General features: G+C 40.1%; 26 protein-coding genes. 11 read left to right on the top strand and 15 right to left on the bottom strand.

Annotated elements, in window-relative coordinates; genetic code table 11:
* Nucleotides 1–19 precede the first annotated feature (19 nt).
* Nucleotides 20–571, bottom strand: a complete 552-nt coding sequence (locus ACJ7Z2_RS08030; protein ID WP_021279870.1) for a Crp/Fnr family transcriptional regulator — start codon at nt 569–571, stop codon at nt 20–22.
* A gap of 98 nt (nt 572–669) precedes the next feature.
* Between ACJ7Z2_RS08030 and ACJ7Z2_RS08025 the strand changes: the two genes are divergently transcribed.
* Complete coding sequence (locus tag ACJ7Z2_RS08025) at nt 670–1,479, top strand: TSUP family transporter (protein ID WP_409499943.1); 810 nt, start codon at nt 670–672, stop codon at nt 1,477–1,479.
* 14 nt (nt 1,480–1,493) lie between these two features.
* Here the strand turns inward: ACJ7Z2_RS08025 and tsaB are convergent, their stop codons facing one another.
* From tsaB to rnd, 6 genes are all read right to left on the bottom strand, one after another.
* Entirely contained in the window at nt 1,494–2,186 is a 693-nt protein-coding gene (gene tsaB, locus ACJ7Z2_RS08020; protein ID WP_409501127.1) for a tRNA (adenosine(37)-N6)-threonylcarbamoyltransferase complex dimerization subunit type 1 TsaB, read from the bottom strand.
* A gap of 82 nt (nt 2,187–2,268) precedes the next feature.
* Complete coding sequence (gene aroG / locus ACJ7Z2_RS08015) at nt 2,269–3,351, bottom strand: 3-deoxy-7-phosphoheptulonate synthase AroG (protein WP_409499942.1); 1,083 nt, start codon at nt 3,349–3,351, stop codon at nt 2,269–2,271.
* A gap of 88 nt (nt 3,352–3,439) precedes the next feature.
* Nucleotides 3,440–4,279 (bottom strand): neutral zinc metallopeptidase, encoded by an 840-nt coding sequence (locus ACJ7Z2_RS08010; RefSeq protein ID WP_409499941.1) that lies wholly within the window; start codon nt 4,277–4,279, stop codon nt 3,440–3,442.
* Nucleotides 4,280–4,430: 151 nt separating this feature from the next.
* A complete protein-coding gene (locus ACJ7Z2_RS08005) occupies nt 4,431–7,091 on the bottom strand; it encodes a DNA translocase FtsK (protein WP_409499940.1) in 2,661 nt (886 codons plus the stop codon).
* A 10-nt stretch (nt 7,092–7,101) separates the two neighbouring features.
* A complete protein-coding gene (gene lrp / locus ACJ7Z2_RS08000; protein ID WP_006251058.1) occupies nt 7,102–7,584 on the bottom strand; it encodes a leucine-responsive transcriptional regulator Lrp in 483 nt (160 codons plus the stop codon).
* 55 nt (nt 7,585–7,639) lie between these two features.
* The gene (gene rnd, locus ACJ7Z2_RS07995) at nt 7,640–8,758 is read right to left on the bottom strand and encodes a ribonuclease D (protein ID WP_409499939.1); all 1,119 of its coding nucleotides are present in this window, start codon (nt 8,756–8,758) and stop codon (nt 7,640–7,642) included.
* A gap of 133 nt (nt 8,759–8,891) precedes the next feature.
* On the opposite strand from rnd, the gene ACJ7Z2_RS07990 reads away from it, so the two are divergent.
* Together ACJ7Z2_RS07990 and bioD are read left to right on the top strand one after the other, a co-directional pair.
* Nucleotides 8,892–10,079: an ROK family protein gene (locus ACJ7Z2_RS07990; RefSeq protein ID WP_154704311.1), complete on the top strand. Its 1,188-nt coding sequence runs from the start codon at nt 8,892–8,894 to the stop codon at nt 10,077–10,079.
* 47 nt (nt 10,080–10,126) lie between these two features.
* Nucleotides 10,127–10,849, top strand: a complete 723-nt coding sequence (bioD, locus tag ACJ7Z2_RS07985; RefSeq protein WP_409499938.1) for a dethiobiotin synthase — start codon at nt 10,127–10,129, stop codon at nt 10,847–10,849.
* A gap of 84 nt (nt 10,850–10,933) precedes the next feature.
* Here bioD and ACJ7Z2_RS07980 read toward each other — a convergent pair whose 3' ends face one another.
* On the bottom strand, nt 10,934–11,107 hold the full coding sequence (locus ACJ7Z2_RS07980; RefSeq protein WP_409499937.1) for an alternative ribosome-rescue factor A: 174 nt from the start codon (nt 11,105–11,107) through the stop codon (nt 10,934–10,936).
* A 151-nt stretch (nt 11,108–11,258) separates the two neighbouring features.
* Between ACJ7Z2_RS07980 and ACJ7Z2_RS07975 the strand changes: the two genes are divergently transcribed.
* From ACJ7Z2_RS07975 to yvcK, 3 genes are read left to right on the top strand one after another with little or no spacing between them, the layout of a single operon-like run.
* Nucleotides 11,259–12,014, top strand: coding sequence for a class I SAM-dependent methyltransferase (locus tag ACJ7Z2_RS07975; RefSeq protein ID WP_126302073.1), 756 nt, complete (start codon nt 11,259–11,261; stop codon nt 12,012–12,014).
* 29 nt (nt 12,015–12,043) lie between these two features.
* On the top strand, nt 12,044–13,120 hold the full coding sequence (locus tag ACJ7Z2_RS07970) for an AI-2E family transporter (RefSeq protein WP_409499936.1): 1,077 nt from the start codon (nt 12,044–12,046) through the stop codon (nt 13,118–13,120).
* An 18-nt stretch (nt 13,121–13,138) separates the two neighbouring features.
* Entirely contained in the window at nt 13,139–14,077 is a 939-nt protein-coding gene (yvcK, locus tag ACJ7Z2_RS07965; RefSeq protein WP_409499935.1) for a uridine diphosphate-N-acetylglucosamine-binding protein YvcK, read from the top strand.
* Between the two features lie 49 nt (nt 14,078–14,126).
* Here yvcK and topA read toward each other — a convergent pair whose 3' ends face one another.
* Nucleotides 14,127–16,733 (bottom strand): type I DNA topoisomerase, encoded by a 2,607-nt coding sequence (gene topA / locus ACJ7Z2_RS07960; protein ID WP_409499934.1) that lies wholly within the window; start codon nt 16,731–16,733, stop codon nt 14,127–14,129.
* A gap of 129 nt (nt 16,734–16,862) precedes the next feature.
* Here topA and ACJ7Z2_RS07955 point away from each other — a divergent pair, with 129 nt between their 5' ends.
* Complete coding sequence (locus tag ACJ7Z2_RS07955; protein ID WP_409499933.1) at nt 16,863–17,753, top strand: LysR family transcriptional regulator; 891 nt, start codon at nt 16,863–16,865, stop codon at nt 17,751–17,753.
* Nucleotides 17,754–17,802: 49 nt separating this feature from the next.
* Here ACJ7Z2_RS07955 and ACJ7Z2_RS07950 read toward each other — a convergent pair whose 3' ends face one another.
* The 4 genes from ACJ7Z2_RS07950 to sspA form a co-directional block, all read right to left on the bottom strand.
* Nucleotides 17,803–18,063 (bottom strand): GlsB/YeaQ/YmgE family stress response membrane protein, encoded by a 261-nt coding sequence (locus ACJ7Z2_RS07950; RefSeq protein WP_409499932.1) that lies wholly within the window; start codon nt 18,061–18,063, stop codon nt 17,803–17,805.
* Nucleotides 18,064–18,142: 79 nt separating this feature from the next.
* The gene (locus ACJ7Z2_RS07945; RefSeq protein ID WP_409499931.1) at nt 18,143–19,102 is read right to left on the bottom strand and encodes an ABC transporter substrate-binding protein; all 960 of its coding nucleotides are present in this window, start codon (nt 19,100–19,102) and stop codon (nt 18,143–18,145) included.
* A 196-nt stretch (nt 19,103–19,298) separates the two neighbouring features.
* Nucleotides 19,299–19,706: a ClpXP protease specificity-enhancing factor gene (locus ACJ7Z2_RS07940; protein ID WP_154704303.1), complete on the bottom strand. Its 408-nt coding sequence runs from the start codon at nt 19,704–19,706 to the stop codon at nt 19,299–19,301.
* Nucleotides 19,706–20,350 carry a stringent starvation protein SspA gene (sspA, locus tag ACJ7Z2_RS07935; protein ID WP_006249369.1) on the bottom strand — a complete coding sequence of 215 codons (645 nt, stop codon included), beginning with the start codon at nt 20,348–20,350 and terminating at the stop codon, nt 19,706–19,708. The genes ACJ7Z2_RS07940 and sspA overlap by 1 nt, the downstream gene beginning before the upstream one ends.
* A gap of 171 nt (nt 20,351–20,521) precedes the next feature.
* On the opposite strand from sspA, the gene purE reads away from it, so the two are divergent.
* From purE to purK, 3 genes are read left to right on the top strand one after another with little or no spacing between them, the layout of a single operon-like run.
* Nucleotides 20,522–21,019 (top strand): 5-(carboxyamino)imidazole ribonucleotide mutase, encoded by a 498-nt coding sequence (gene purE / locus ACJ7Z2_RS07930; protein WP_409499930.1) that lies wholly within the window; start codon nt 20,522–20,524, stop codon nt 21,017–21,019.
* A 14-nt stretch (nt 21,020–21,033) separates the two neighbouring features.
* The gene (locus ACJ7Z2_RS07925) at nt 21,034–21,999 is read left to right on the top strand and encodes an asparaginase (RefSeq protein ID WP_409499929.1); all 966 of its coding nucleotides are present in this window, start codon (nt 21,034–21,036) and stop codon (nt 21,997–21,999) included.
* Between the two features lie 18 nt (nt 22,000–22,017).
* The gene (purK, locus tag ACJ7Z2_RS07920) at nt 22,018–23,106 is read left to right on the top strand and encodes a 5-(carboxyamino)imidazole ribonucleotide synthase (RefSeq protein ID WP_409499928.1); all 1,089 of its coding nucleotides are present in this window, start codon (nt 22,018–22,020) and stop codon (nt 23,104–23,106) included.
* Nucleotides 23,107–23,339: 233 nt separating this feature from the next.
* Here purK and ACJ7Z2_RS07915 read toward each other — a convergent pair whose 3' ends face one another.
* On the bottom strand, nt 23,340–23,738 hold the full coding sequence (locus ACJ7Z2_RS07915; RefSeq protein WP_409499927.1) for a hypothetical protein: 399 nt from the start codon (nt 23,736–23,738) through the stop codon (nt 23,340–23,342).
* A 2-nt stretch (nt 23,739–23,740) separates the two neighbouring features.
* A complete protein-coding gene (gene uvrB / locus ACJ7Z2_RS07910) occupies nt 23,741–25,759 on the bottom strand; it encodes an excinuclease ABC subunit UvrB (RefSeq protein ID WP_409499926.1) in 2,019 nt (672 codons plus the stop codon).
* A gap of 172 nt (nt 25,760–25,931) precedes the next feature.
* On the opposite strand from uvrB, the gene efeO reads away from it, so the two are divergent.
* Nucleotides 25,932–26,747, top strand: a complete 816-nt coding sequence (gene efeO, locus ACJ7Z2_RS07905) for an iron uptake system protein EfeO (RefSeq protein ID WP_409499925.1) — start codon at nt 25,932–25,934, stop codon at nt 26,745–26,747.
* Nucleotide 26,748: the final 1 nt, after the last annotated feature.

The raw sequence follows: 26,748 nt of genomic DNA, 5'->3' as shown, positions 1-26,748 counted from the left end.
ATGAATAATTTATGACAATTTAACTGATTTTCTTTAATTCCCGCCGTAACCGAATTGCCGTTTCGGTTTCACAACCTGCAAATTCAGCTATTTCACGGTTAGTCCAGTGATAATTGGGGTAACGTTGATGTAAATAATGGATGCTGTTCATTACCCGCTCTTGCGTTTTTTGGTAGGACACCATCGATAAACGATGTTCTGCATCTTGTAATTCTGTAGAGAGTTGTTTTAACAGAGAAATAATTAAGGCAGAATTATTTGCCCAAAACTCAATAAAATTTAAGGGAGTAATTCGTATCAATTCTGCCGGCTGTAACACCCGAGCTGAGCAATGATAGCGATTATCGCCAAAAAAGGTTCGGAACCCAAAATAATCATTGGCTTTATACACCCTTACCAGACTCTCTTTGCCATTTTCCAGCATATGATATAGCCCTATCAAGCCACTCTTTAAAAAATAAAATTCTCTGGCGTGATAACCCTGAGAATAAATAACGACTCCTTTTTCTAGATCAGACATTACACTTAATTGGCAAGACATCAATTGTTCGGGGGTTGGCATATTGTTCATTGATTATCCTTATTATTTTATTTTTTCCATATATGATTGCGATCATAATCCTTTATTTAGAAAATTTTGCATACTTATCACACTTTAGGAGATGGATTATGACAATGACCGTGATAATTATTTTGATCATTTGTGGCATCATAGTCAATATCACTTCTGCACTATTTGGGATTGGCGGGGGTGTTTTAATGATGCCGATTTTACATTCACTGTTTCCTGAACTGCCTCTCCAAGTGATTTCCGCCTGCTCTCTTACCATTGTGATTGGTTCAGCCACTATTAATTTATGCTTATTCCACCATCAACAGATAAAAATCAATCGAACAAATGTGTTGATTTGGTCACTTGCGATGATGTTAGGCGTACAAATTGGGTTTGAGCTCAGTTTTATTTTCTCTGATAACAGCATTATTGCTATCTTTATTCTAACCCTGCTGACACTTTCATTTAAAACCCTATTTCACAAACCAAGAGTTAAAGCAATAGTACCACCTAAACCAAAAGAAGCAGTATCTAATGCCACAATGTGCAGTTTAGGCGGTTTAATTGCAGGTATTACCGGCATTGGCGGCGGTTCAATTATGGCCCCGATTGTCACGCAAATACGCTCGGTTTCACCGAAACAGGTTGCAGTTTATACTAACTATATGATGGTGATTGGCGGAATCGGCAATTTATATGGCTACTTATCCCGCCCTTTTGTGTTGAATTCAACCTTAGCAACTTGGCAAATCGGCTATGTGAATTTTGCGATTGTCGGCATTGTGGTAATGAGTTCGCTTTTTACGGTCTATTTTTCAATGAAATTGCGCAATATTTTAAGCCCCGAATTAACCACGAAGCTACTAGGTATGATCTTATTTGGCATTGCTTGTTATACGGGGTTCTTGCAATACTTCTTTATTTAGCAAAAAGCGTAGTGTTATTGCTTATGAGGTAGTTTTTCCCAAGTAACTTCATTACGCAAATACACCGGTTCTATTTCAAAAGCAGATTGGATATTGCCTTTTTGAATCTCAGTTTCAGCAATCGAAAGCATATATCGGCTGGAAGGCAAGGTAATATCACTGATAACAAGCGGTAGATTTTGCTCAGAAAATTGCAAATATGCCGCCCAACCTGTGCCAACCACCACAGTCTCTTCACTTACTTGAAATTGGCCTATTGCAGCTTCGGGCGAACAGACTTGTTCAGCCACTACTTCATTCCATTCTGCACCCTTTCGTTCAAATTGAGCAAAGTAAACTTCATTCATTCGGGCATCAATTAAGGCAATTACCTTTGTTGCCCCTAATTTTTGATATGCCTCTTCTGCCATTGCTTTTAAGTTAGAAACGGCTACCACCGGCAAATTCGCTCCCATTGCCAACCCTTGTGCCACACTTACACCTACCCTCACGCCGGTAAAACTGCCCGGTCCACGTCCGAATACTAAATAATTTACTTCTTTGAGTTCGATATTGGCTTGATTAAGTAATTCATCTACCATCGGCAAAATACGTTGAGTATGGGAACGAGGGCTGATTTCTTCTAAGAAAGTAATATTTCCGTTATGTTGTAACGCTACAGAGCAAGCCTCTGTGGCAGTATCTAAAGCAAGAATAGTAGATTTCATCATATTTTTAGTTTGAACAAATTGAATTTGCTTTAAGGTTAAACAAAGAAAGGGCGAATTGTATTCGCCCTCAATGAAAAGATTATTTTGCAAATTGTCGGCGTTTTTCGACCGCTTGTGCCAGTGCAAATAACGCTTTTTCGCTATCTTCCCAACCAATACAACCGTCTGTAATACTTTGTCCGTAAACCAAAGCCTCTAAACCTTTGCCTTCAATTAAGTCTTGGCGACCTTCAATCAAGTGGCTTTCAATCATCACGCCTGAAATATAGCTTGAACCGCTTGCGATTTGGTTGCAGACATCAGCACAAACGTCCATTTGGCGTTTGAACTGTTTTTGGCTGTTAGCGTGGCTGAAATCGATCATCACGTGTGGACGTCCGCCGGATTTCTCAATCGCAGCACAAGCCGCTGCAACGGAGTCAGCATCGTAGTTGGTTGCGCTATCGCCACCACGCAAAATAATATGGCAATCTGGGTTTCCTTGCGTAGAAACAATTGCAGAATGCCCGAATTTGGTGACCGATAAGAAATGATGTGGCGATTTTGCGGAAGAAATTGCATCTAATGCAATTTTCACACTACCATTCGTGCCGTTTTTAAAACCTACCGCACATGATAAACCAGAGGCTAATTCACGGTGGACTTGAGATTCAGTCGTTCTCGCCCCAATTGCTCCCCAGCTCATAAAGTCAGCCACATATTGTGGGGTAATCATATCTAAAAACTCCCCTGCTGCCGGCACACTAAGATCATTAATATCCGAAAGCACTTTACGGGCAATGCGTAAGCCGTCATTAAGAGCATAGCTTTCATTTAAATATGGGTCATTAATTAGCCCTTTCCAGCCAACCGTAGTGCGAGGTTTTTCAAAATAGACACGCATCACCACTTCTAAATTCTGATTAATTTTAGGGTTAGCTCGCATTGCTTTAATTTTTTGTGCATATTCTAATGCGGCTTTCGGATCGTGAATGGAACAAGGGCCAATCACCACTAATAAGCGATCATCCGCACCGTGTAAAATTTTGTGGATAGATTGACGTGTTTTAGCAACAGTTTCTGCTGCCACATCACTTGCCGGATAGGCTTCCAGTAATGCAATAGGTGGTAGTAATTCTTCAATACTGGTAATTCTGACATCGTCATTCTTGATATAAGACATTGTGTTCACTCTCTAAATAAAATGAAAATAAAATCGTACTACCATAGTAGTACGATAATAAAAAGATTTCAAATAATTTAATTATTTTTTAATTAAATGTATTACAAACTGCAGGGTTCCCTGTACTTAACCCTTTTCTAAACCAAGCCAAACGCTGTGCTGATGAGCCGTGAGTAAAGCTATCCGGCACGACATAGCCACGACTTTGTTGCTGTAATCGGTCATCGCCCACCGCTTGTGCGGCGTTAAAGGCTTCTTCTACATCGCCTTGTTCTAATCGATTGGCTTTTGCTAATTGGTGTCCCCACACACCTGCAAAACAGTCGGCTTGCAATTCGACATTAACCGAAATTTGGTTCGCTTCTGCTTTAGAAGTGGCTTTCATTTGAGCACGTTGGGTTTTACCGGTAATGCCTAATAAATTTTGGACATGGTGGCCAACCTCGTGTGCAATCACGTAAGAGAAGGCAAAATCGCCCGATGCTCTTAATTTTTTACGCATATCATCATAGAATGATAAATCTAAATAAACCTTTTGATCGACAGGGCAATAGAAAGGACCCATTGCCGATTGACCTGTACCACAGGCGGTTGAGGTTGCCCCTCTGTAAAGCACTAAGGTTGGATCTTTATAGCTCAGTCCATTTTGTTTGAAATAAGCACTCCAAATATCTTCGGTGCTGGCTAATACTTTAGAAGATAACTCTTCCAGTTTTGCTTCTTCCGAACTGTTCAAACTAGAGGATTGTTGGTAACTCTCCTGCCCTCCTCCCATTAAACCCGTGAGATCTACCCCATAATAAGCACCCACCAGTACAATAATAAAAGTCAGAATACCGCCTTTGCCTCTGCCGACAGACATTCTGCCTGAACCACTTGCTCTTCTGTCTTCTACGTTTTTACTGCGTCTTAAATCATCTAATCGCATATATTCAACCTTAAAAGATGTAGAAATTGCGTTAATTTTAGCCCAAAGACTAGCCTTATACTATGCTTATTTAGCATTAGATAAATACAAGCGGTTAGATTTTTGTCAAAATTTGCAAAATTTCACAGAAATCTAACCGCTTGTATGTGTTTTACCTCGCCAGCACTTCTCGTTTGCCACCTTTAAGTGGCTCAGAAACAATGCCTTGAGCTTCCATTTGATCCACAATTCTAGCCGCACGGTTAAAACCAAGCGAGAAGCGGCGTTGAATATTACTGATAGAGACCGAACCGGTTTCCGTGATATATTCAACAACCTCATCAAATAGCGGATCTAAATCGCCCGTTCCGCCATCGTTTTTGCCATCAGCCTCTTCCGAGCGGGATTCCACAATGCTTTCCAAGTAGTTTGGTTTTCCTCTTGCCCGCCAATTATCCGCCACGCGTTGCACTTCTTCGTCTTTCATAAACGCACCGTGTATCCGAATAATATCCGGGCTGCCAGCTCCTGAATAGAGCATATCGCCTCGCCCTAATAACGCCTCTGCCCCACCTGAATCTAAAATAGTTCTTGAGTCAATTTGGCTCGCTACTGTAAACGCAATCCGGCTTGGAATATTGGCTTTAATCACGCCTGTAATCACATCTGTTGACGGACGTTGGGTAGCAAGAATTAAGTGAATTCCTACCGCTCGGGCTTTTTGAGCAATTCGCATAATGTACTCTTCCACTTCTTTACCGGCAGACATCATTAAATCCGCAAACTCATCGACAATCAGCACAATATAGCTTAATTTTTGTAGCGGAGGCGGAAGGCTATCCATTGAATCGCCCGGTCGCCACGTTGGATCTGGAATCGGCAAATTCATCGCTGCCGCTTGGTCGATTTTGGCGTTATAGCCTTCAATATTACGCACCTGTAAATGGCTTACCAGTAAATAACGGCGTTCCATTTCCTCCACCGCCCAGCGTAGTGCGTTGGCGGCTTTTTTCATATCGGTTACTACCGGCGTTAATAAGTGAGGAATATCGTTATAAATGGAAAGCTCCACCACTTTAGGGTCAATCATAATAAAGCGGACTTGTTCTGGTGTAAGTTTGAACAACAAGCTTAAGATCATCGTATTCACCCCAACCGATTTACCCCCACCGGTCTGCCCTGCCACCAGTAAGTGTGGCATTTTCGCCATATCGACCACCACAGGCTCACCACTGATGTCTTTACCTAGTGCCATTGGCAATGTTGCAGTGGTATTGCGGAATTCATCGCTGTCTAGCACATCACGCAACCACACTGTTTCACGGTGTTTATTCGGAGTTTCAATACCCATATAAGGTTTATTTGGGATAACTTCAGTAATCCTAATCGCTTTAAACATTAAGCCACGAGCGATATCGCTCGCTAAATTGGTAATTTTGGAGGCTTTTACCCCGGCAGCCGGTTGGATTTCATAACGGGTCACTACCGGACCGACCAATACATCTTCAACGGTAGCTTTTACGCCAAAGTTTGCTAATTCTGCTTCTAGCCGCACAGAGGTTTCTCGTATTTCCTGTTCGGTAATTTGCTGGCTTTGAATCGGTGCTTTATCCAACAAATCTAGCGTTGGCAACGGTGTTGTCGGTTTTTCGGTTATCACTTTTCGTTGTAACAACGGGTGAATTAACGTATCACCATAGCCTTTTGGATAGGCTGGCTGCTCAGACACATCTTTCATCGCCTTGGGCGGCGTTACCATAAATTCCGGTGTAATTTCACGCACATCGTCAATAGCTTCTTCAGCATCTTCAATATCATTATCAAGCTGAATTTGAGGTAACATAGATTCTGCTATTTTCAGGTCTTCCAATGATGAACTATTTTCGATTGTGTCCACCTCGTTTTCAATAGCGGTATTTAAGCGAATGGTCGGCATTTGCAGTACATTGGATTCTTCGTTTGGTAACTCATAGCCCGATGTAGCTTGTTCCGCAACTTGGTTAACCATATCAGGCTGCGTCAAAATATTAATAGTCGGTAGCTCAAGATCTCTTTCAATTTCATACATTTCTCGGTTATCTATCTCTACATTTTCCGAGTGTCTTAAACCACTAATGTTTGGGCGTTTAAAGGCGGAGATATCGGTAAATTGCGGTTTATGATCATCTGCAACTTCCACCGTCTCATTTTCAGTTACAAGCGGTTGTTTTTGCTCAGTATTTTGCAAATGCTGAAGAGATTCAGCTGTTTTACTCTCCTCTGATTTTGCCATTATCCACTCATAAAATTGCGTTAATATTGGCAATAATGATTGAACAGAGCAAAAATATAAGCCGGCTACGGTAAAAAGCATTGCAATCAGTAAGGCACCAAATTGCCCGATAGTATCAAATAATATTGTCTTCCAAACTCCACCAACAAAGCCCCCCGACAGATAATAAGCTGAGTTTGAAAAAAGCACGCTAAATAACCCGGCAAGACCGATCATTAATAATAAGAAACTGGCTAGGCGAATGAAGACAGTTTTCCATTTCATATCGGCACTTAAACCCATTCCTAAGCTATAAATTGAGAAAATAATTAATGCAATAGGTACTAAAACTGCAACCTTACCAAACATTGCATAGAGCATATCAATACTCCAAGCACCAAAGTGACCTGTTTTATTCAAGGTTGTTTGTGTAATGCTGCTTGCAACAGACCAAGCATTATCTAATGGACTATAACTTGCCCAAGCAATTAGCAAATAAACGCCCAAAAAGCCGGTCAACAAAAGCATAAGTTTGATCAAGTTCTCTTTGCCTTTTAGGTGTGGTTTAAGTTGTTCAATCACCCAATTCTCCTTACTTTAACAACAAATAGTTGGTTTGTTTCACTTCTTCCATCACCACATAGGTTCGAGTGTCATTTACGCCGGGCAAACGAAGCAATGTTGTGCCTAATAACTTACGGTACGATGCCATATCCGCCACACGGGTTTTTAACAGATAATCAAAATCCCCCGATACCAGGTGGCATTCTTGAATTTCATCAAGTTGTTGAATCGCTTTATTAAATTCCTCAAATACATCAGGCTTACCACGCACCAAAGTAATTTCAACAATCACCAGTAAAGGGGCATCGAGTAATTCAGGGTTAAGTAAAGCTTTATAGCCCATAATTACGTTATTTTTTTCTAACCGTTTTACCCGTTCTAAGCAAGGCGTTGGAGAAAGCCCAACTCGCTTTGATAATTCAATATTAGAAATTTTCCCGTTACGTTGTAGCTCGTTTAAGATTTTTAAATCAATCGCATCTAATGCTTTTGGTGGTTTTTTATTTTCCATATAAGCTCCTTTTTAGGCAATTATACTGTAATAGTCTATGTAACCCGAATGAAATTTAAGATAAAACCGATAGCAACTGTTCACCAAAAGGTTTTCGCCAACCGATTAATAATTCAGGAATTTTTTCTGATGATTTTCCATCAATATACCATTTAAATAGCTGATTTAATTGGCGTTTACTTGCAACCAATTCCGGTACGATATCAAGCGGTTGAATTTCTAATAATTTTTGCAACATCGCTTGCATATAATATTTATAACCCTTTTCATCCACCAAGCGCTGAATGAGTTCAGGATAATCATTCGATTCTATTGCTTTTCCTTGCTCAACCAACCATAGTATTTTTTTTCCGTGAATTCTGACTTCATTTGGGTGCATAAATTCTAACAACGAAGAAGTGTGTTTAGGACAGCTTTTTGCGATTTGAACTAAACTTGCCTCCTTCACGACAAAATTTAAGGCAAGATTGCGCTTTTGTGCTTCTTCAATCCGCCATTTCGCTAATATTTGTAATATGGCTAACTCTTCCCGATTCAATCGCCAAGCATTGGCAATATTTTTATAGGCTTTTTCCTTATTGATAGGCTGTTTCGCTTTCTTCAACAAAGCGACACACTCCTCTGCTACAGCACTTTGCCAAGTGCTTTTTGTTAATGCTTGTGCCAATTTCTCATAAACTGGCAATAAATACCAAACATCAGCTGCCGCATATTGTAATTGTTCAGCGCTTAGCGGTCTGGCAAGCCAATCGGTTCGGGAAGCGCCTTTGTCTAGTTCAATATTTAAGTAGTATGAAACCAATTTTGCAAACCCCATCGAAATACCAATGCCGGCAAAGGCTGCCATCACCTGAGTATCCAACATCGGCTCTGGCAATTGCTTAAATTGATACTCAAAAACTTCTAAATCCTCACTACAGGCATGTAATACTTTTATGATATTTTTATCGGCTAATAATGACACAAAAGGCGAGAAGTCAGAAATCGTATTTGGATCAATAAGGCTAACCTGTTGGCCATCAAAGAGTTGAATTAAACCCAATATCGGATAATAGGTACGTGTACGGATAAACTCTGTATCTAAGGCAACTACTTTTGTTTTTCTGGCCTGTTCACATACGGCCTCTAATTGCTCATTTGTTTCAACCCATTGGTAGTGAATCAAAGACTCCATATACTTTTCCTGAAATATTTAAACGTAAAAAATAATTATGTGATCTGTCTCTCATTATAAACAAAAAAAGATTGTTATTTTTTTCATATCAAAAAATAATTGTCATCTAAAAATTCTAACATAAGGATTTTAAATGTTTTCTGACAACAAAGCCCTTCATTTGGGTAAAATATACCATTTAATTGAGCAATTTGAACTCATTTCAAGAACAGATTTAGCTAAACTATCGGGGTTAGCCCCAGCTTCAGTAACAAATCTGACTAAAATACTAATAGATAACCACTTCATTTTAGAACGTACGGTTCAGACTACTTTATCCAGAGGTCGCCCCTCCGTTGGATTAGCTGTTTCTAATTTTTTTTGGCAACTACTTTGTGTTACTGTTTCATCTCATAAAATTGAAATTTCACTTTGTAAACTCAATGGTGCAGAAATTTATAAACAAGATTATACGATCTCAGCAGAAAATTATCCTAGGCTAAATGATTTTATTCTTAACTTTATTACAAATTTCCGCCAACTATATTGTGTCAATACTAGTCAGCTCCTGGCTGTATCTATTAGTGTGATCGGTAAAATTAATGCAGAAAAAGACAGTATTACTCAATTGGGAAACAAAAATATATTCTGTAACATTACATCTAAACTCTCGCCGCTGTTTCATTGTCCTATTTTATTAAGTGAACATTTTCAGCTGTGGTTGCTTGCAGAATCCACTGTTGGTTCATTAATTAACCAAGATAATGCCATTTTTCTACAATTAGATGATACCGTGAATCTAAGTGTATTACTTAGCGGTAGTTTGCTGTCTAAACAATCAAAGATGAATGTTGATAATATGCTTATGCCTAGATTTAGCCATCTCAGTGATGAAATATTCCCTGAATTAGATGAAATTCATCGCTATAAATTAGTCAATCAGGTGACGTTCCCAGCTATTGTGAGACTCATTGATCGTTATTTGCCTAATAATTTAAAAAGTCAGGAACAGAAAATCAGCTGGCTTTGTCAAAAAATTGATGAAAATCAACCGCTTGCATTAGCTATTTTATCGCATATTACCGATAATTTAGCTTATGCATTAATGAATTTAGTTAATATATTCTCTAGTGAGAAAATTATGCTAAACTCACCATTGATCAAAATAAAAGAGCCGTTATTTACGCAAATTTCGGAAAAATTGCATGATAATTTGTTACAAATAAACCTAAAAATCGATTTAGTTACCAGTCAATACGATTGGAATAGTCCATTAATTGCCTGTTCAGCAATAAAACAAGGAATTTATGACGGAAATTTGATCAAAGACAGAATAAATTGATCTATTTTTGGTTAAACTACCAGCCATATTTTCGAAAGGAGCCATTTATGCCCTCATTATTTATTACCGGAACAGACACCAACGTAGGGAAAACTGTGGTTACCCGAGCCATCATACAGACACTTACAAAACATAGTTTTCCTGTAATTGGCTATAAACCCATTGCTTGTGGCGGTGATGATTCATTACCCACAGAACCTACTCAATATGATTATGCTACTGAAGATAATTCAGACGTATTAACCATACTAGACAGCTGTCCAACTAATGTTAGCTATCGTGATATTAATAGCTATACTTTTATTCATTCCAGTACCCCTGTATTTGCAGCTTTAGATGCAGTTCATCATATTCAACTGGAAAAATTAAACACAGATTTAAAACGACTAGAAAATGCCTATCCAAATGTTGTCGTAGAAGGAACCTATGGCTGGCTAACTCCTATTAACAAGGATTACTATTTTGCTGATTGGGTAATGCAAAACAATATGCCGGTTGTTTTAGTGGTGGGAATTAAGGAAGGTTGTGTTAACCATGCACTACTTACTGCGAATGAAATTTTGCAGCGTAGTGTAAAATTAGTAGGTTGGGTCGCAAACAGAGTAAATCCAGGGCTACGGCATTATCACGAATTAATTGAACTACTGACACAAAAAATTAATGCGCCTTTACTTGGGCAAATTCCCTATATGGGTCACCCAGAGCATAAAGAACTTTCTTCTTATATTCAAAATCCAGAACCGTTGTTGGCCTATTTCAGTAAACCATAGTGTTTATCAGGCTTATAAAACTACAATAAACTACAAATAAAACCCCATTTAAAAAGACTCTAACCGAATATTTTTAAATGGGGTTTATTTTTGCCCATAGAGAGTTTTTTTGTGTTTTTCTTGTCTGCGATAGCTCCCTTTCCCTTTGCGATTTCTTTCTACACGCTGTCTAAAAAGTGGATCAGTCACTAATGCTTTTACTGCACTTTCTTTAATTTGACCTCGCTGGTGGAGGTAATCATTCTTTTGCTTACTCATTCTATTTTCCTCATATCAAAATGAGGTTGTATTCTGGCAAAATCTGTTGATGTTGTATATAAGAAAATGAAAAAATTGAGTATAATAACGAACATAGATCACAATACAAGCGGTCATATATTTAACGTATTTTGCAAATCCAGAGGTTTTTATGAAAAAAGAAGAAGTTGGTCATCATTTTTTAGCTCGTTTAGGCAAAACTCGTTTACGCCCGGGTGGTAAATTAGCAACCGATTGGTTAATTGCAAACGGGGATTTTGATAAAAATAAAAAAGTGCTCGAAGTTGCCTGCAACATGGGGACTACTGCAATCCAATTAGCTCAACAATTTGAATGCCAAATTGTTGGTATTGATTTAGATGAAGATGCACTTGAAAAAGCACGTAAAAATATTAAAGAAAACCATGTTGAGCACTTAATTCAAGTACAGCGCGCCAACGCAACAAAACTGCCATTTGAAGACGAAAGTTTTGATATTGTAATTAATGAAGCCATGCTGACAATGCTTCCTCTAGAAGCGAAAGAAAAGGCAATACGTGAATATTTTCGTGTATTAAAACCAAACGGTTTTTTATTAACGCACGATATTGTTATCCATAGTGAAGACACTGCTCCCTTGTTAGCTGAATTACGTGATGCTATTAAAATCACTGTATCCCCTCTCTCTAAAGCAGACTGGAAATCATTATTCCAACGTTGTGGTTTCCGTAATGTCGATACCTTTTCCGGAGAAATGTCCCTGCTTTCCCCTAAAGGTCTGATTCATGATGAAGGTGTTTTAGGTGCTATGAAAATTATCGGCAATGCATTAAAGCCGGAAAATCGCGAAACCTTTAATAAAATGTACAAACTGTTTAATGATCCGGACAAAAAGCTAGGGTTCATTGCAGTCTGTAGCCAGAAATAATTTTCATCGCATAATCTAAGGCACGCCATATGTTTCAAATGTTGCAAGATTGGTATCGAAAAAAATTTACCGACCCCCAAATAGTTGTGCTGTTTAGTATTCTATTGATCGGTTTCGGCATTATCTATTTTTTTAGCGATCTGCTTATGCCCCTTCTGGTTGCACTTGTGTTTGCCTATTTATTGGAATGGCCAATCCGTTTTTTGTCGAGCAAACTCAAATTACCTCGTACTTTGAGTGTCATTCTAGTGTTAGGAGGTTTCATCGCTTTATTGTCTTTTTTAGGCGTAGTGCTATTACCAAGCCTTTGGAATCAAGCAGTTACCTTTATTCAAGATTTACCTTCGATGTTTAATCTGCTCAATGCTTGGTTACAAGCCCTACCGGAGCATTACCCTGAATTAGTAGATTATGCGACCCTAGATTCCATTGTGAATACCGCTAAAAGTAATATTTTACGTATGGGAGAATCACTTCTAACACTCTCGATCAACTCTATCATCAGCTTAGTTGGCTTAGGCATTTACACCTTCTTAGTCCCACTCATGGTCTTTTTCTTACTGAAAGATAAAATCGTTTTAATGCGTTCTTTTAGTAAAGTATTACCGCAAAACCGTCGACTTGCAACACGAGTATGGTTTGAAATGCAACAACAAATTGCCAACTATATTCGAGGTAAATTTTTAGAAATTCTAATTGTTGGGGTTGTCACTTATATTATTTTCCTCTTTTTTGATTTACGCTATCCGTTACTACTTTCTGTAGCGGTAGGGATTTCAGTGTTAGTTCCCTACATCGGTGCGGTTTTAGTCAGCATTCCGGTAATGTTAATTGCTCTATTCCAGTTCGGGTTATCGCCGGATTTCTACTATTTAATGCTCGCATTTATTATTAGTCAGTTGCTAGACGGAAATTTACTCGTACCCTTTTTATTTTCTGAAGCAGTAAATCTACACCCTCTGACAATTATTATTGCCGTACTCATCTTTGGTGGTTTATGGGGCTTTTGGGGAGTGTTTTTTGCGATTCCTTTAGCGACTTTGGTTAAAGCTGTATTACAAGCATTACCTTCAGCCCAGTCAGATGCCATTATTTTAGAAAAATAAACGAAATTACCCATAGAGATGGAAAATACAGATATTCTTCCTTTTAAACCTACCCGACATCACTATTTAAACCAACTCAATGCAGTTGTTGCACTAGGTGGGGGCCACGGCTTAGGTCGATTGCTCTCCGCACTCTCTTTTTTAAAGGAACGGCTTACCGGCATTGTTGCCACTACCGATAATGGAGGCTCAACCGGTAGAATACGTTCACAACAAGGGGTGATTGCTTGGGGAGATTTACGCAACTGTTTAAATCAAATTATCGTTAAACCAACGATAGCTTCTCGGTTGTTTGAGTATCGTTTTGCTGGCACAGGCGAACTCGCTGGACATAATCTAGGCAATTTAATTCTCACCGCCCTTGAAAATATGCAAATCCGACCGCTAGAAGGGATTAATTTAGTGCGAGAATTATTGCACGTAAGATCGCAACTTATCCCAATGTCTGAAACACCGGTGCATTTAATTGCACAGTTGCATTCAGGCGAATCAGTATTTGGTGAAGTGCAAATTGACTCTTTAGCAGAAACACCACAACATTTAGCGTTAGATACTATAGTTGTTGCTACACCGGAAGCCATTTCAGCTATTCAAAGTGCTGAGTTAATACTGCTAGGCCCAGGTAGCTTTTTTACCAGTATTATGCCGAATTTATTAGTTTCCGAACTGGCACAAGCGATTACCAAAAGCCAAGCTAAAGTCATTTTTATTGATAATATCGGACAAGAACATGGTCCAGCTGGGCAACTATCACTTAATCAGCGAATTGAATGGATGGAGAACTGTATCGGACAGGCTAGAATTAATGCGGTAATTACGACTGATGATGAAGGTTCTGAACTTCCCGAACATATTCAAATCTTGCGAAAAAACTTATCTGCGAATGACGTTTATTACCGACACGATCGCAATAAATTAAGTAAAGCAATTGATGAACTACTCGCTCAGAACATATAAAAGCAAGCGGTAAAATTTTTAGAAAATTTTACCGCTTGTCTTTTAAGCTTTATTTCTTACGCTCAACCCATTTACCATCTAGATAATCAACAATCCATTTGGTGGCTTTGCCGTTTTTCTCAGAAGTCACATATTGACGTTTCTCTTTACGACTAAAACGGATAATAGCCTCATTTCCTTCCGGATCTTGCTGCGGAGCATCGGCAAGATACTGCAATTTCTCCGGTAAACGTTCACGATATTGTGCCAGTTCTGCTACTTTGGGCGCACGGCTTTCACGCACTTTCGGGAAGTTATGAGCCGACATAAAGACACCGCTTGCTCCGTCTCTTAATACAAAATAGGCATCAGCTTTTTCACATTTTAATTCCGGGAAAGCAATAGGATCTTCTTTTGGCGGAGCAACTTCCCCATTTTTCAGAATTTTACGGGTGTTATCGCAATTTGTACAGCCCATATATTTACCAAAACGCCCAAGTTTTAAGTGCATATCTGAACCACATTTATCGCATTCCACCACCGGCCCGTCATAGCCTTTAATTTTGAATGAGCCTTGTTCAATAATATGTCCATCACAATTTGGATTATTACCGCAAACGTGTAATTTACGTTCGGCATCAATCACATAGCTATCCATTGCCGAATCGCATTTCGGGCAACGCTTACGAGCCATTAGAGCTTTGGTTTCAGAATCTGAATCCAATACATTGAAAAATTCCGCCTCTGGAATTAAATTCATTGTGGTTTTGCAACGCTCTTTTGGTGGTAAAGCATAACCGGTACAACCTAAAAATACTCCAGTGGAGGCAGTACGAATTGCCATCTTTCGCCCACAAGTCGGGCAATCAATATCGGTTGGCACAAGGCTGTTTGGTTTCATCCCGCCTTCCAGCTCATCTAATTCAGCTTGGCTCAGCTCTTCAGAGAAATGTTTGAAGAAGGTATTCAACTCTTCTTTCCAATTTTTATTGCCTTCTGCAATTTGGTCGAGCACCTCTTCCATATTGGCGGTGAAATCATAATTCATCAAATCTTTGAACGATTCGTTGAGACGATCTGTTACTACCTCACCAATTTTTTCCACATAAAAACGTTTGTTTTCGGTACGCACATAGCCACGCTCTTGAATCGTCGAAATAATTGAAGCATAGGTTGAAGGGCGACCAATTTTTCGCTCTTCTAACTCAGCAACCAAAGACGCCTCATTAAAACGTGCAGGCGGTTTAGTAAAATGCTGACTTGGCAAAACTTCATCAAGCATCAATTTTTGATGCAGTTCAACCGCCGGTAACTCCTGATCTTCCGGATTTTTGCCTTGCACCGGTAGCACTTTCGTCCAGCCGTCAAAACGCATCACACGCCCGTTTGCTTTTAGCTCATAGTCTCCGGCAAACACTGTTACTGCGGTAGAATCATAACGAGCAGGCAACATTTGACACGCCAAGAAACGACGCCAAATCAAATCGTATAAACGCTCGGCATCTTTATCCATTGCTTTTAAGTCTGCCATTTTGACATTCACATCCGACGGACGAATAGCTTCGTGAGCTTCTTGGGCATTATCTTTACTGCGATACACATTTGCTTTTTCCGGCAAATAATTTGCCCCGAAGTTCTCTTGAATATAGCCTCGAGCCATTGCCAATGCCTCACGGCTAAGGTTGGTTGAATCGGTACGCATATAGGTGATGTAACCCGCTTCATACAACCGTTGAGCTAACATCATCGTCTTTTTCACTCCAAAGCCTAAACGGGTGCTGGCGGCACGTTGTAACGATGAAGTAATAAAAGGTGCTGAAGCACGAGAGCTGGTTTCTTTGGCTTCAATATTAGAAACAATAAAATCGCTCTGCTCCAAAGCACGTACTGCAACATTTGCTTCAGCCTCATTGCTTGCCGAGAATTTTTTACCTTTATAAGTGGTTAATTCAAGCGGTAGTTTTTTACGATTAATTTGCGTATTGGCAAGAATAGTCCAAAACTCCTCGCTTTGGAACGCCTTGATTTCACGCTCACGCTCAACCAGTAATTTTACGGCAACCGATTGCACACGCCCTGCCGATAAACCACGAGCTACTTTTTTCCATAATAATGGCGACACCATAAAGCCCACTACACGGTCTAAAAAGCGGCGGGTTTGCTGGGAATTTACACGATCAATATTGAGCGGCTGCGGATCATCAAAGGCTTTTTTGATCGCATCTTTGGTGATTTCATTAAATACCACTCGGCTAAAACGACTGTCATCACCACCGATGATTTCACGCAAATGCCACGCAATCGCTTCTCCCTCTCTATCCAAGTCGGTTGCCAGATAGATATGATCCGCTTTTTTTGCCAACGATTTTAGCTCAGAAACCACTTTCTCTTTATCTGGCATAATCTGATAATTTGCTTTCCAGCCGTTATATGGGTCGATTCCCATACGCTTAACTAGCGCAACACGTTCTTTTTCTGCCTTAATTTTCGCTTTTTGCTCAGCACTCATTCCTTTAGTTGAAATTGGCTTTGCTTTTTCCGTTTTTTCATCACTACCGCTTTTCGGCAAATCTCGAATATGCCCCACACTCGATTTCACCACATAATTACTACCAAGATATTGGTTAATTTTTTTTGCCTTAGCCGGAGACTCCACAATAACTAGTGATTTTCCCATGATTTATTACCTAATTTTTAATAATTATTTTAAATTGTTTGAAATTATTTCTTTTTAAGTTGATTTTTTTAGACACTATTTTTACGATAGCAAGCCTTAACACAAATTACAATATAAAGAAGAGAGAAAATGGATAAACTAAACGCAATCAGTTTATTTTGTAAAGTAATTGAAACCCAAAGTTTCACTCAAGCAGCACAACAAGCTCAAATTTCGTTACCAATGGCAAGTAAATTAGTGGCTCAGTTAGAAGAACATCTCAATGTGCGTTTACTACAACGAACCACTCGAAAAATTACGCCAACTGAGGCAGGGTTGCTCTACTATCAGCAATGCTTGCCTATTTTAAATGAACTAAAAGAGGCTGATGCCAGCGTAAGTAATATTAACTCAACACTACAAGGGAAAATAACAATGTCTGTACCAATGGATTTTGGCTCTCGCTTTATTGCCCCTTACCTTGGGAAATTTATGGAAGATTACCCTAATTTAGCCCTTCATATTGAATTTAGCGACCGTCGGGTAGATGTGATTGCAGAAGGCTTTGATTTGGTGCTGCGTATTGGTAGCCTTGCAGATAGTTCCATTGTGGCGAAAAAAATTGCAGATTCCCATTTGGTTTTAGTTGCTTCTCCAGATTATTTAGCTCGATTTGGCGAACCTAAAAGCTTAGAAGCATTAGTGGAACAAGACTGCCTACTCTATGAATACCATCCTCAATGGCAATTTTCTCAACAAGGACAAAAAATGCAAATTAAACCACAAGGTAAAATTTACAGTAACAATGGTTATGCGTTAGTACAGATGGCAAAAGCTGGTTTGGGCATCATTAACATTCCAAAGTTTTTAATAAAACACGAGCTAAAAAACGGAGAGTTGATTCCTATTATGCCTTTTTTGACACAGGAACCTTTACAAATCAGCTTACTCTATCCAAACCGTCGTTATCTCTCTCCTAAAGTGCGAATCCTAATTGATTTTTTCTCACAACTGATGCAAGAGCAAAAAGAGTATATTTAACAAAAAAGAAGCAGTTATAAAACAACTGCTTCCTTTCTGAAATACGAAATTAGTTAATTATGCTTAATTTTCTCAAAATGAAAATCAAAAGAGCTGCACCTAATACACCAAAAAAGATACTGACTATATTAAAGTCTCCAGCACTATAAGCGGAACCAATACCTAATACATCACCAAATATCCAGCGTCCAAGTGATGAACCAACAATACCAATAATAATATTTTTGCAAAGTCCGCCTTCACTTTTCATTACAGCCGAAGCTATCCAACCAATTATAGCGCCAACAATAATTGCAGCAATCCATCCCATAATATTCTCCTTAGCTGAGTTGAAATGAATTTTTACTCTACAAGATTATGACAAATAAAACAAATTTTTATTTTTTACACTAAAAAGTTTGTTTAGCTTCTTTGATTAATACCTCTGGTATAGTAATGCCCAATTCTTTTGCCGTTTTAGTATTAATTGAAAGCTCTAATTTGCTGACTTCTTGGGTTGGAATTGTCCCTGCTTTTTCCCCTTTTAATACACGAGCAGCAACTTTACCGGTTGCCACACCAATATCATATTGATTAACCGCATAAGCTGCCACTGCACCACGTTGTACTGTATCACGGTCAGCAGCAATCACCGGAATTTTTGCTTCCAAAGCCGCTTTATGTAAGGCCTCATAAGCCGAAACAACTGCATTATCTTCAGAAATATAAATAGCCTGCACTTTTCCGTTTAGGCTGCGAGCAGCAGTGCCAATATCGGCACTGCGTTGAACAGCAACCGGCACTATAGTAAAGCCCTGTTTTTGAGCCTCTTGTTTTAATTCGTCTAACACAATCGCAGAATTAACTTCCCCTGCACTATAAACATAGCCAACTGCTTTCAAATCAGGTACTAATGTTTGAATTAATTTCACTTGTGGAGCGATCGATTTGTGGTCTGAAATCCCAGTCACGTTAGTGCCACTTGGCTCCCAAGATTTTACCAATTTTGCAGCAACCGGATCAGTTACGCCTGAAAACACAATTGGAATAGAACGTGTTGCAGCAACGACAGGTTGTGCCGAAGGTGTCGTAATCGGGATAATAATATCTGCTTTATCCCCAACAAATTTACGCGCAATTTGTGCTGCAGTGGCGGTACTACCCTGTGCAGACTGATAGTCGATCTTAATGTTTTTACCATCAACAAACCCTTCTCGGGCTAATTCTTCAACCACACCTTTACGAATTGAATCTAATGCTGGGTGTTCAACAATCGCCGTAATTGCTACATTTTGAATTTTATCTTGAGCTAATGCCGCTACAGAAAGTGAACTTAACAACGTCACTAATAAGGTTTTATGGAATTTCATTTTCTCTCCTTAATATTATTACTGTACTATCACAACAGTACAAACACAAAACAAAGATAAGCAATTTTTAGTCAGAGTGCAAGTGGAATTTGATGATTTCCGTCACAAAACAAACAAGCGGTTAAATTTTGACTGATATTTGCAAATAATCAGAAAAATTTAACCGCTTGTAATGCGTTTTGATGAAATAGATCTCTTATTTCACTAACTTTAAGGTAGATGTTTTCTTCGCCTTGAGTTTTTTAGGCTGCTCCTCTGCTCTAACTCTAGCTTGATAAGCCTCTTCACTGTAATAGGCTTCCTCTTGGAACATAATACCATCACCGGTTTCTTGCGCATAAATCGCCACCATTGCCCCAAAAGGAATATAAATATCTCTTAACATTCCCTGAAAACGAGCGCTAAAGCTAATGTATTCATCAGCCACAATATACTGCCCGATGGAACGAGGCGAAATATTTAAAATAATCTTCCCTTCTTTGACAAACTCTACCGGCACATCAACATCTGGAAATTCCGCATTCACTAATAAGTAAGGCGTGCTATCGCTATCAATAATCCAGTTATAGTAGGCATTATAAAGATAAGGTCTTAATGGTTTCATTAGTCTTTATCGTCCATTAAATGTTTTGGCGCTTCGCCGCCAACAGACTGGATAAAACTATCACGTTGGAATACACGGGTCATATACGCATTGATTGGTTTTGCCGTTGCGCCGCTGAATTTAACCCCTAAGATTTGCATACGCCATAATAACGGTGCAATATAGCAATCAACCAAGCTGAAATCATCGCTCATAAAATAAGGTTTAGCCGCAAAAATTGGGGCTAATGCCAACACATCTTCTTTAAGCTGTGCTAACGCTTTCTTGCCTTCTGCTGATTCAGGATCTTTATTCACAATATCAATTTGTGAATACCAATCTTGTTCAATGCGATACATATTTAAACGGCACTGACCACGAGAAACCGGGTACACAGGCATTAATGGTGGGTGAGGGAAACGCTCATCTAAATATTCCATAATAATACGAGGGTTAAACAGCACTAATTCACGATCAACCAATGTAGGAATATTACCGTAAGGATTCAATTCTAATAAATCTTCAGAAATACTGCCTAGCATAACGTTCTCTATTTCATAAGGCACCCCTTTTTCTGCCAATACAATACGCACTTGGTGGCTGTAAATATCGTTTTTATCCGAAAAAAGAGTCATTACCGAACGTTTGTTTATACTACTCGTCATTTATATCTCCGATGATTAAATTAAAAAATAAAATTGGTCGTGGATTATACCATATTTTAACCAACAGATAACAGCCCTAAAATTAGGCTTTATTATATCAAACCACTACGCAAACGTTTGCTTTATATGCTATGATTACTCTGTTTTACATTAGTACAATAAGGATTTAAAATGCCAAACAAAGCTGAAATTGCGATCGTAATGGGTTCTAAGAGTGATTGGGCAACTATGTCTGAAGCCACACAAATTTTAGACCAATTCGGCGTGAGCTATCACGTTGAAGTCGTCTCCGCACACCGCACACCCGACAAACTCTTTTCTTTTGCCGAAACGGCAGAAGCTAACGGTTATAAAGTGATTATTGCAGGAGCCGGCGGTGCGGCTCACTTACCCGGAATGATCGCCGCTAAAACCATTGTGCCGGTGTTAGGTGTGCCGGTAAAAAGCTCAATGTTAAGTGGTGTAGATAGCCTCTATTCGATTGTGCAAATGCCGAAAGGCATTCCGGTCGGCACACTGGCAATCGGGCCGGCAGGTGCAGCAAATGCAGGCTTATTAGCCGCTCAAATTTTAGCAGCCTTTAACCCTGATATTGCAGAAAAACTGCGTATTTTTCGTCAAACCCAAACTCAGATGGTATTAGATAATCCTGATCCTCGTGTTGAATAACTACTGTATAAAAGATGTCTAAAAAATTATTAATTCTCCACACCGGTGGCACTATTTCAATGAAAGAAGGGGAAGACGGCAAAGTCTCCCCTTCCACCGAAAACCCCCTCTTAGCAGCCTTAGAACGTTTAAACCACCCGGCAAAATTGGTGCAAGAATCGTTATTTAATATTCCTTCTCCGCATATCAATATTGAACATTGGCAACAGTTAAAAATACGGATTGAAAAGGCAGTGAATGAGGAAAGTGTCGATGGCGTAGTGATCACCCACGGCACAGATACATTAGAAGAAACTTCCTATTTTCTGGATTTAGCCCTCAACGTAAATATACCTGTGGCAATTACAGGAGCGATGCGTTCCAGTAATGAACTTGGTGCTGATGGCTTAATCAATCTACAAAGTGCGATTTTAGTGGCATTAAATGAAGAAAGCCGAGATAAAGGCGTATTAGTGGTGATGAATGATGAAATCCACAATGCTAAATTTGTGACCAAAACCCACACCACTAATGTGGCAACATTCCAAACCCCAACCTTTGGGCCTTGTGGCTTAGTGACGAAAGAATCGGTTATTTTTTTCCAAAAATTGACCGCTTACGAACGCTTCCCGATTCAGCAATTAACCAAAACTAACGTGCAACTACTGAAAGCCTATGCTGGAATGGATAGTTTTCTGTTGGAACAATTAGCGAAAAGCAACTGCGATGGGGTGGTAATTGAAGCATTAGGTGCAGGTAATTTACCACCAAGCTGCCTTGAGGGGATTAAAGCTCTAGTAAATGCTGATATTCCGATTGTGATTGTCTCCCGAGCATTCAACGGCATTACCCAAGATGTCTATGATTATTTAGGCGGCGGAAAACAGCTAAAACAACAAGGCATCATTTTTACCAAAGGACTAAGCGGGCAAAAAGCTCGCATTAAACTTATGGTTTTGCTCAACCAAACCTTAAACAAACCACTATCAGACTATTTCTAACTCATTGAGAATATCACAATGCAAAAAAGTGCAATCTACCCACCTGTTTATGTATTAGGCAACGGTCAGCTAGGGCGAATGCTACGCTATGCCGGTGCTCCGCTTGATATTGAAGTCAAACCACTTGCTTTCGATGCTCCTGTGTTTGAGATTGATCCAAACAGCATTATTACCGCAGAAATCGAACGCTGGGCAGACACACCTTTAACGCAATTACTCGGTAATCACCCTAACTTTGTGAACCTGAATGTGTTTGGGAAGTTAGCCGATCGTTTTACTCAAAAATCGCTACTTGATGAGCTCAATCTTCCGACTTCAAAATGGAAACTGCTAGAAAATGCCGAACAATGGCAAGATATTTTTCAGCATATTGGCGAAAAAGTGGTAGTTAAACGCCGAACCGGTGGGTATGACGGGCGTGGGCAATGGATTGTAACCCAAGACTCGATTGATCAAATTACACCTGAATTATTTGGCGAAGTGATTGCCGAAAAATTTATCCCCTTTGATGGAGAAATTTCCATTGTAGGGGCGAGATTCCGTGACGGCTCAACCCGTTTTTACCCTATTTCTCACAATTTACAACAAAACGGCATTCTACGTTACTCCGTCTCTGACGTAAATTTACCGAACCAAGCCCTCTACCAGCAGCAAGCCGAACAGATGCTCACTACGGTAATGCAAAAATTAGAGTATGTCGGCGTGATGGCAATGGAATGCTTTGTTGTGGGCGACAAGCTACTCATCAACGAGCTTGCCCCTCGAGTGCACAACAGCGGACATTGGACACAACTCGGCTTTGCTATTAGTCAATTTGAGTTACATTTACGGGCGTTATTAGATTTGCCTACGCCAGCACTCAACCAAATTGCCCCAAGCGTGATGGTTAATTTAATAGGCATTGAACATAACAAGCAGTGGCTAAGCCTCCCATTTAGCCAACTACATTGGTATGGCAAAGAAGTCCGAGCCGGCAGAAAGGTTGGGCATATCAACCTCACTCACCCAAACAAAAACCGATTAATCGAATTACTGGAGCAACTCAGACCAACTCTAACTGAAGACTTCCATTCGGGATTAGATTGGGCAATCAATAAGCTCAAGTAAGCGGTCGAATTTTGTAACTTTTTTGCAAATCTGTTTACACGATGGTGCGAGCTTCTTCGCTCGTACCAAACAAGCGGTCGACTTAGTGCTAAAATTTGCAAAATAATTCAACATAATGGCTACTTCCGGTCATCATCTTGATCTGAAACCCCCTCAGGGTGGATATGGCTATCAAAAAGCATTTTCTTCCTCCGAGAAAACAGATTTCTTCACAAGAATCTTAGAGCTGCTCTTCATTTTGTTTCCTTAGGCAATAACTTCGAGCAAATGATAATAGAGAGCATCGCCCCAAATCCTGCACCTGAAATCTTCAGTGATTTATCATAAACTGCCGGCTTAAAATAAATAAATCCCAAAATCCAAATTAAAAAGAACCCCATATAAATCCAAAACACTTTATCTTCATTTTTCTGGGTATAACCTTTATAAACAATAACCGCACTACTTACCATCATCGGAATAATAAAAGTCAAAAACACATTATTGAACAGGGTACCAAATCGTTCAAACGGATTACTGTACTCCCGCATAATATGGTGGGCAATCCAGATAACCACCATAAAAACAAGTTGAGAGAAAATAACAATTTTGGCAAATAAGATTAATTTTGAAAATAATGAACGAGAAATCATATTTAAACCTCCAACAAATACGCCTTCAACTGCTCGATTTTATCCCTTACCGCAGCCGCTTTTTCAAATTCTAAGTCTTTCGCAAAATCACGCATTTGTTGTTCAAGCAGTTTAAGCTCTTTTTCCAACTCTTTGCGGGATTTCGGCTTGTAGTCGCTTGCAGAATTTTCGGCTTTTTTGACCGCTTGTTTGCCCCGTTTTGGCTTGTCGCTTTGCCCGATGTCGAGCAATTCGCCGACTTTTTTGTTCAACGCTTGTGGCGTGATGCCGTGTTCTTCGTTGTATTTCATCTGCTTTTCACGGCGGCGTTCGGTCTCAGTAATTGCTTTTTGCATTGAGTTGGTAATGCGGTCGCCGTATAAAATCGCTTTGCCGTTGAGGTTTCGGGCGGCACGTCCGATGGTCTGAATTAACGAGCGTTCGGAACGCAAAAAGCCCTCTTTATCGGCATCAAGAATTGCCACCAGCGAGACTTCGGGCATATCCAAGCCCTCACGCAATAAGTTGATCCCGACCAGTACGTCAAACATTCCCATGCGTAAATCGTGTATAATTTCCACCCGTTCCACCGTGTCAATGTCGCTATGCAGATAGCGAACTCGCACGCCGTGTTCGTCCAAATAATCGGTGAGATCTTCCGCCATTTTTTTGGTGAGTGTTGTCACCAGCACTCGTTCGTCCACCGCTACTCGCTTGTGGATTTCAGACAGCAAATCGTCCACCTGCGTGGCAACAGGGCGAACTTCGATAATCGGGTCGAGCAAGCCGGTTGGGCGAACCACTTGATCCACCACATCCGGATTTTTCTCCAATTCATAAGCTCCCGGTGTGGCAGAAACGTAAATCGTCTGCGGTGAAAGGCGTTCAAACTCTTCAAATCTCAATGGGCGGTTATCCAATGCAGACGGCAGGCGGAAACCATATTGCACCAAGGTCTCTTTTCTGGCTCGGTCGCCTCGATACATTCCGCCGATTTGTGGCACGGTAACGTGGCTTTCATCAATCACCAAAATACCGTCCGCCGGCATATAATCAAACAGGGTCGGCGGAGCTTCGCCCTCTTTTCTGCCCGAGAGATAGCGGGAGTAGTTTTCAATGCCCGAACAGTAGCCCAGCTCATTCATCATCTCAATATCAAACTGGGTGCGTTGGGCGATCCGCTGCTCTTCCAGCAATTTATTCTCTTTGATGAAATAGGTGCGGCGCTCGGCAAGCTCGACCTTAATTTGCTCGATTGCCTCCAAAATCCGCTCCCGAGGGGTCACATAGTGGGTTTTCGGGTAAATGGTATAGCGTGGCACTTTGCCCAAGCTATGCCCTGTAAGCGGATCAAATAGCGACAGATTTTCGATTTCATCGTCAAACAGCTCTACCCTTAATGCTACTTCATCGCTTTCGGCAGGGTAAATATCAATCACATCGCCCCGCACTCGAAAAGTCGAACGCTGAAATGCCTGATCGTTGCGAGTGTATTGCAATTCGGCAAGGCGAGAGAGAATTTCACGCTGCCCAATCATCGCCCCCACTTGCAAATGCAACATCATCTGCATATAAGCGTCCACATCACCCAAGCCGTAAATAGCAGAAACGGACGCCACTACAATCGTATCTCGGCGTTCCAAAAAGGATTTGGTTGCCGAAAGTCGCATCTGCTCGATTTGCTCATTGATAGAGGCATCTTTCTCGATAAAGGTATCGCTTGCCGGCACATAGGCTTCGGGCTGGTAGTAGTCGTAGTAAGAGACAAAATACTCCACCGCATTTTCCGGAAAAAACGCTTTCATCTCGGCATAAAGCTGGGCGGCAAGGGTTTTATTCGGGGCAAGAATCATCGCAGGTCTATTCAACCCTGCAATCACATTCGCAATGGTAAAGGTTTTACCCGAGCCGGTTACGCCAAGTAAGGTTTGATGTGCCAAGCCGTCATTTAAACCTTCGGTCAGTTTAGCAATCGCATTTGGTTGGTCGCCTGAGGGTTTGAACGGGGAATGGAGAATAAAGGGTTTGCCTTGCTTGCTCATAGAAAATCCTGTCTTAAAAAATCGGTTTATTTTAGCACAAGCAAGCGGTCTATTTTTAGCAATAATTTGCAAAACAAAATGTGATTTACGTCACAAAATTAGCATTATTTTTTGCGAATAATTCGCAATAAGGATATGATAACCGAACTGTTTTTATTAAAAGGAAATTTCTATGCGTTTAACCAAACTTGCTTTTGCACTTTCTGGCTTTTTTGTGGCTACTCAAGCGGCAGCTTTAGACTTAACTAAGGAAACCGAGGCTTATAAACAATTTGTGGTGGAACAGATTGACCAACTGGTTACCGATACGGAAAAATTTGTCGGCTACTTAAACAAAGGCGATGTGCAAAAAGCGAAGAAAATTTACCCGCTTGCAAGAATGTATTTTGAACGTTCTGAACCGATTGCAGAAAGTTTTGGCGATTTAGACCCTCGTATTGATGCCCGTCTGGCAGATTTAGCCGAAGAAGGTAAAACCGAGAAAGATTGGTCGGGTTTCCATAAAATCGAGAAAGTATTGTGGCAGAAAAACACCACTAAAGGCACAAAAGCAACGGCAGAACAATTATTAAAAGATGTGAAAGAGCTGCGTGCGAAAATTCCCACTGCAGAAGTTACCCCTGAGCTGATGATTACTGGTGCGGTAGATTTATTAAACGAAGTTTCTACCACTAAAGTAACCGGTGAAGAAGAAATTTTCTCTAAAACGGACCTTTACGATTTTAAAGCCAATATTGAAGGGGCAGAAAAAATCTATCAGATTTTCAAACCACAATTAGAACAAGTTGATGCGAAACTCTCAGCAGAGATTGCCTCTCGTTTTGCTACAGTAAATGCTTTGTTGGAAAAACATAATAAATCCAAAACAGGTGGCTATGATTATGTTGGCTACGATACGCTCTCAAAAGCCGATATTAAAGCGTTAGCTGAAGCCGTCAATCAATTAGGCGAGCCGTTAGCTCAACTTGGCGTACTTTTAAATAAATAAT

Source organism: Mannheimia glucosida, from assembly GCF_046267875.1.
Classification (GTDB): Bacteria; Pseudomonadota; Gammaproteobacteria; order Enterobacterales; family Pasteurellaceae; genus Mannheimia; species Mannheimia glucosida.
Note: the sequence above shows the minus strand (reverse complement) of the source record. Positions and strands in the feature narration are given on the sequence as shown.

What these genes read in the sequence shown, in the direction of transcription:
- ACJ7Z2_RS08025 (WP_409499943.1), top strand. Translation starts at nt 670, where the DNA reads ATGACAATGACCGTGATAATTATTTTGATCATTTGTGGCATCATAGTC.
- rnd (WP_409499939.1), bottom strand. Translation starts at nt 8,758, where the DNA reads ATGGAGTCTTTGATTCACTACCAATGGGTTGAAACAAATGAGCAATTA.
- ACJ7Z2_RS07970 (WP_409499936.1), top strand. Translation starts at nt 12,044, where the DNA reads ATGTTTCAAATGTTGCAAGATTGGTATCGAAAAAAATTTACCGACCCC.
- yvcK (WP_409499935.1), top strand. Translation starts at nt 13,139, where the DNA reads ATGGAAAATACAGATATTCTTCCTTTTAAACCTACCCGACATCACTAT.
- efeO (WP_409499925.1), top strand. Translation starts at nt 25,932, where the DNA reads ATGCGTTTAACCAAACTTGCTTTTGCACTTTCTGGCTTTTTTGTGGCT.
- topA (WP_409499934.1), bottom strand. Translation starts at nt 16,733, where the DNA reads ATGGGAAAATCACTAGTTATTGTGGAGTCTCCGGCTAAGGCAAAAAAA.
- ACJ7Z2_RS08010 (WP_409499941.1), bottom strand. Translation starts at nt 4,279, where the DNA reads ATGCGATTAGATGATTTAAGACGCAGTAAAAACGTAGAAGACAGAAGA.
- tsaB (WP_409501127.1), bottom strand. Translation starts at nt 2,186, where the DNA reads ATGAAATCTACTATTCTTGCTTTAGATACTGCCACAGAGGCTTGCTCT.
- ACJ7Z2_RS07915 (WP_409499927.1), bottom strand. Translation starts at nt 23,738, where the DNA reads ATGATTTCTCGTTCATTATTTTCAAAATTAATCTTATTTGCCAAAATT.
- sspA (WP_006249369.1), bottom strand. Translation starts at nt 20,350, where the DNA reads ATGACGAGTAGTATAAACAAACGTTCGGTAATGACTCTTTTTTCGGAT.
- ACJ7Z2_RS07980 (WP_409499937.1), bottom strand. Translation starts at nt 11,107, where the DNA reads ATGAGTAAGCAAAAGAATGATTACCTCCACCAGCGAGGTCAAATTAAA.
- ACJ7Z2_RS07945 (WP_409499931.1), bottom strand. Translation starts at nt 19,102, where the DNA reads ATGAAATTCCATAAAACCTTATTAGTGACGTTGTTAAGTTCACTTTCT.
- ACJ7Z2_RS07975 (WP_126302073.1), top strand. Translation starts at nt 11,259, where the DNA reads ATGAAAAAAGAAGAAGTTGGTCATCATTTTTTAGCTCGTTTAGGCAAA.
- ACJ7Z2_RS07990 (WP_154704311.1), top strand. Translation starts at nt 8,892, where the DNA reads ATGTTTTCTGACAACAAAGCCCTTCATTTGGGTAAAATATACCATTTA.
- ACJ7Z2_RS07925 (WP_409499929.1), top strand. Translation starts at nt 21,034, where the DNA reads ATGTCTAAAAAATTATTAATTCTCCACACCGGTGGCACTATTTCAATG.
- purE (WP_409499930.1), top strand. Translation starts at nt 20,522, where the DNA reads ATGCCAAACAAAGCTGAAATTGCGATCGTAATGGGTTCTAAGAGTGAT.
- bioD (WP_409499938.1), top strand. Translation starts at nt 10,127, where the DNA reads ATGCCCTCATTATTTATTACCGGAACAGACACCAACGTAGGGAAAACT.
- uvrB (WP_409499926.1), bottom strand. Translation starts at nt 25,759, where the DNA reads ATGAGCAAGCAAGGCAAACCCTTTATTCTCCATTCCCCGTTCAAACCC.
- lrp (WP_006251058.1), bottom strand. Translation starts at nt 7,584, where the DNA reads ATGGAAAATAAAAAACCACCAAAAGCATTAGATGCGATTGATTTAAAA.
- aroG (WP_409499942.1), bottom strand. Translation starts at nt 3,351, where the DNA reads ATGTCTTATATCAAGAATGACGATGTCAGAATTACCAGTATTGAAGAA.
- ACJ7Z2_RS08030 (WP_021279870.1), bottom strand. Translation starts at nt 571, where the DNA reads ATGAACAATATGCCAACCCCCGAACAATTGATGTCTTGCCAATTAAGT.
- purK (WP_409499928.1), top strand. Translation starts at nt 22,018, where the DNA reads ATGCAAAAAAGTGCAATCTACCCACCTGTTTATGTATTAGGCAACGGT.
- ACJ7Z2_RS07955 (WP_409499933.1), top strand. Translation starts at nt 16,863, where the DNA reads ATGGATAAACTAAACGCAATCAGTTTATTTTGTAAAGTAATTGAAACC.
- ACJ7Z2_RS07940 (WP_154704303.1), bottom strand. Translation starts at nt 19,706, where the DNA reads ATGAAACCATTAAGACCTTATCTTTATAATGCCTACTATAACTGGATT.
- ACJ7Z2_RS07950 (WP_409499932.1), bottom strand. Translation starts at nt 18,063, where the DNA reads ATGGGATGGATTGCTGCAATTATTGTTGGCGCTATAATTGGTTGGATA.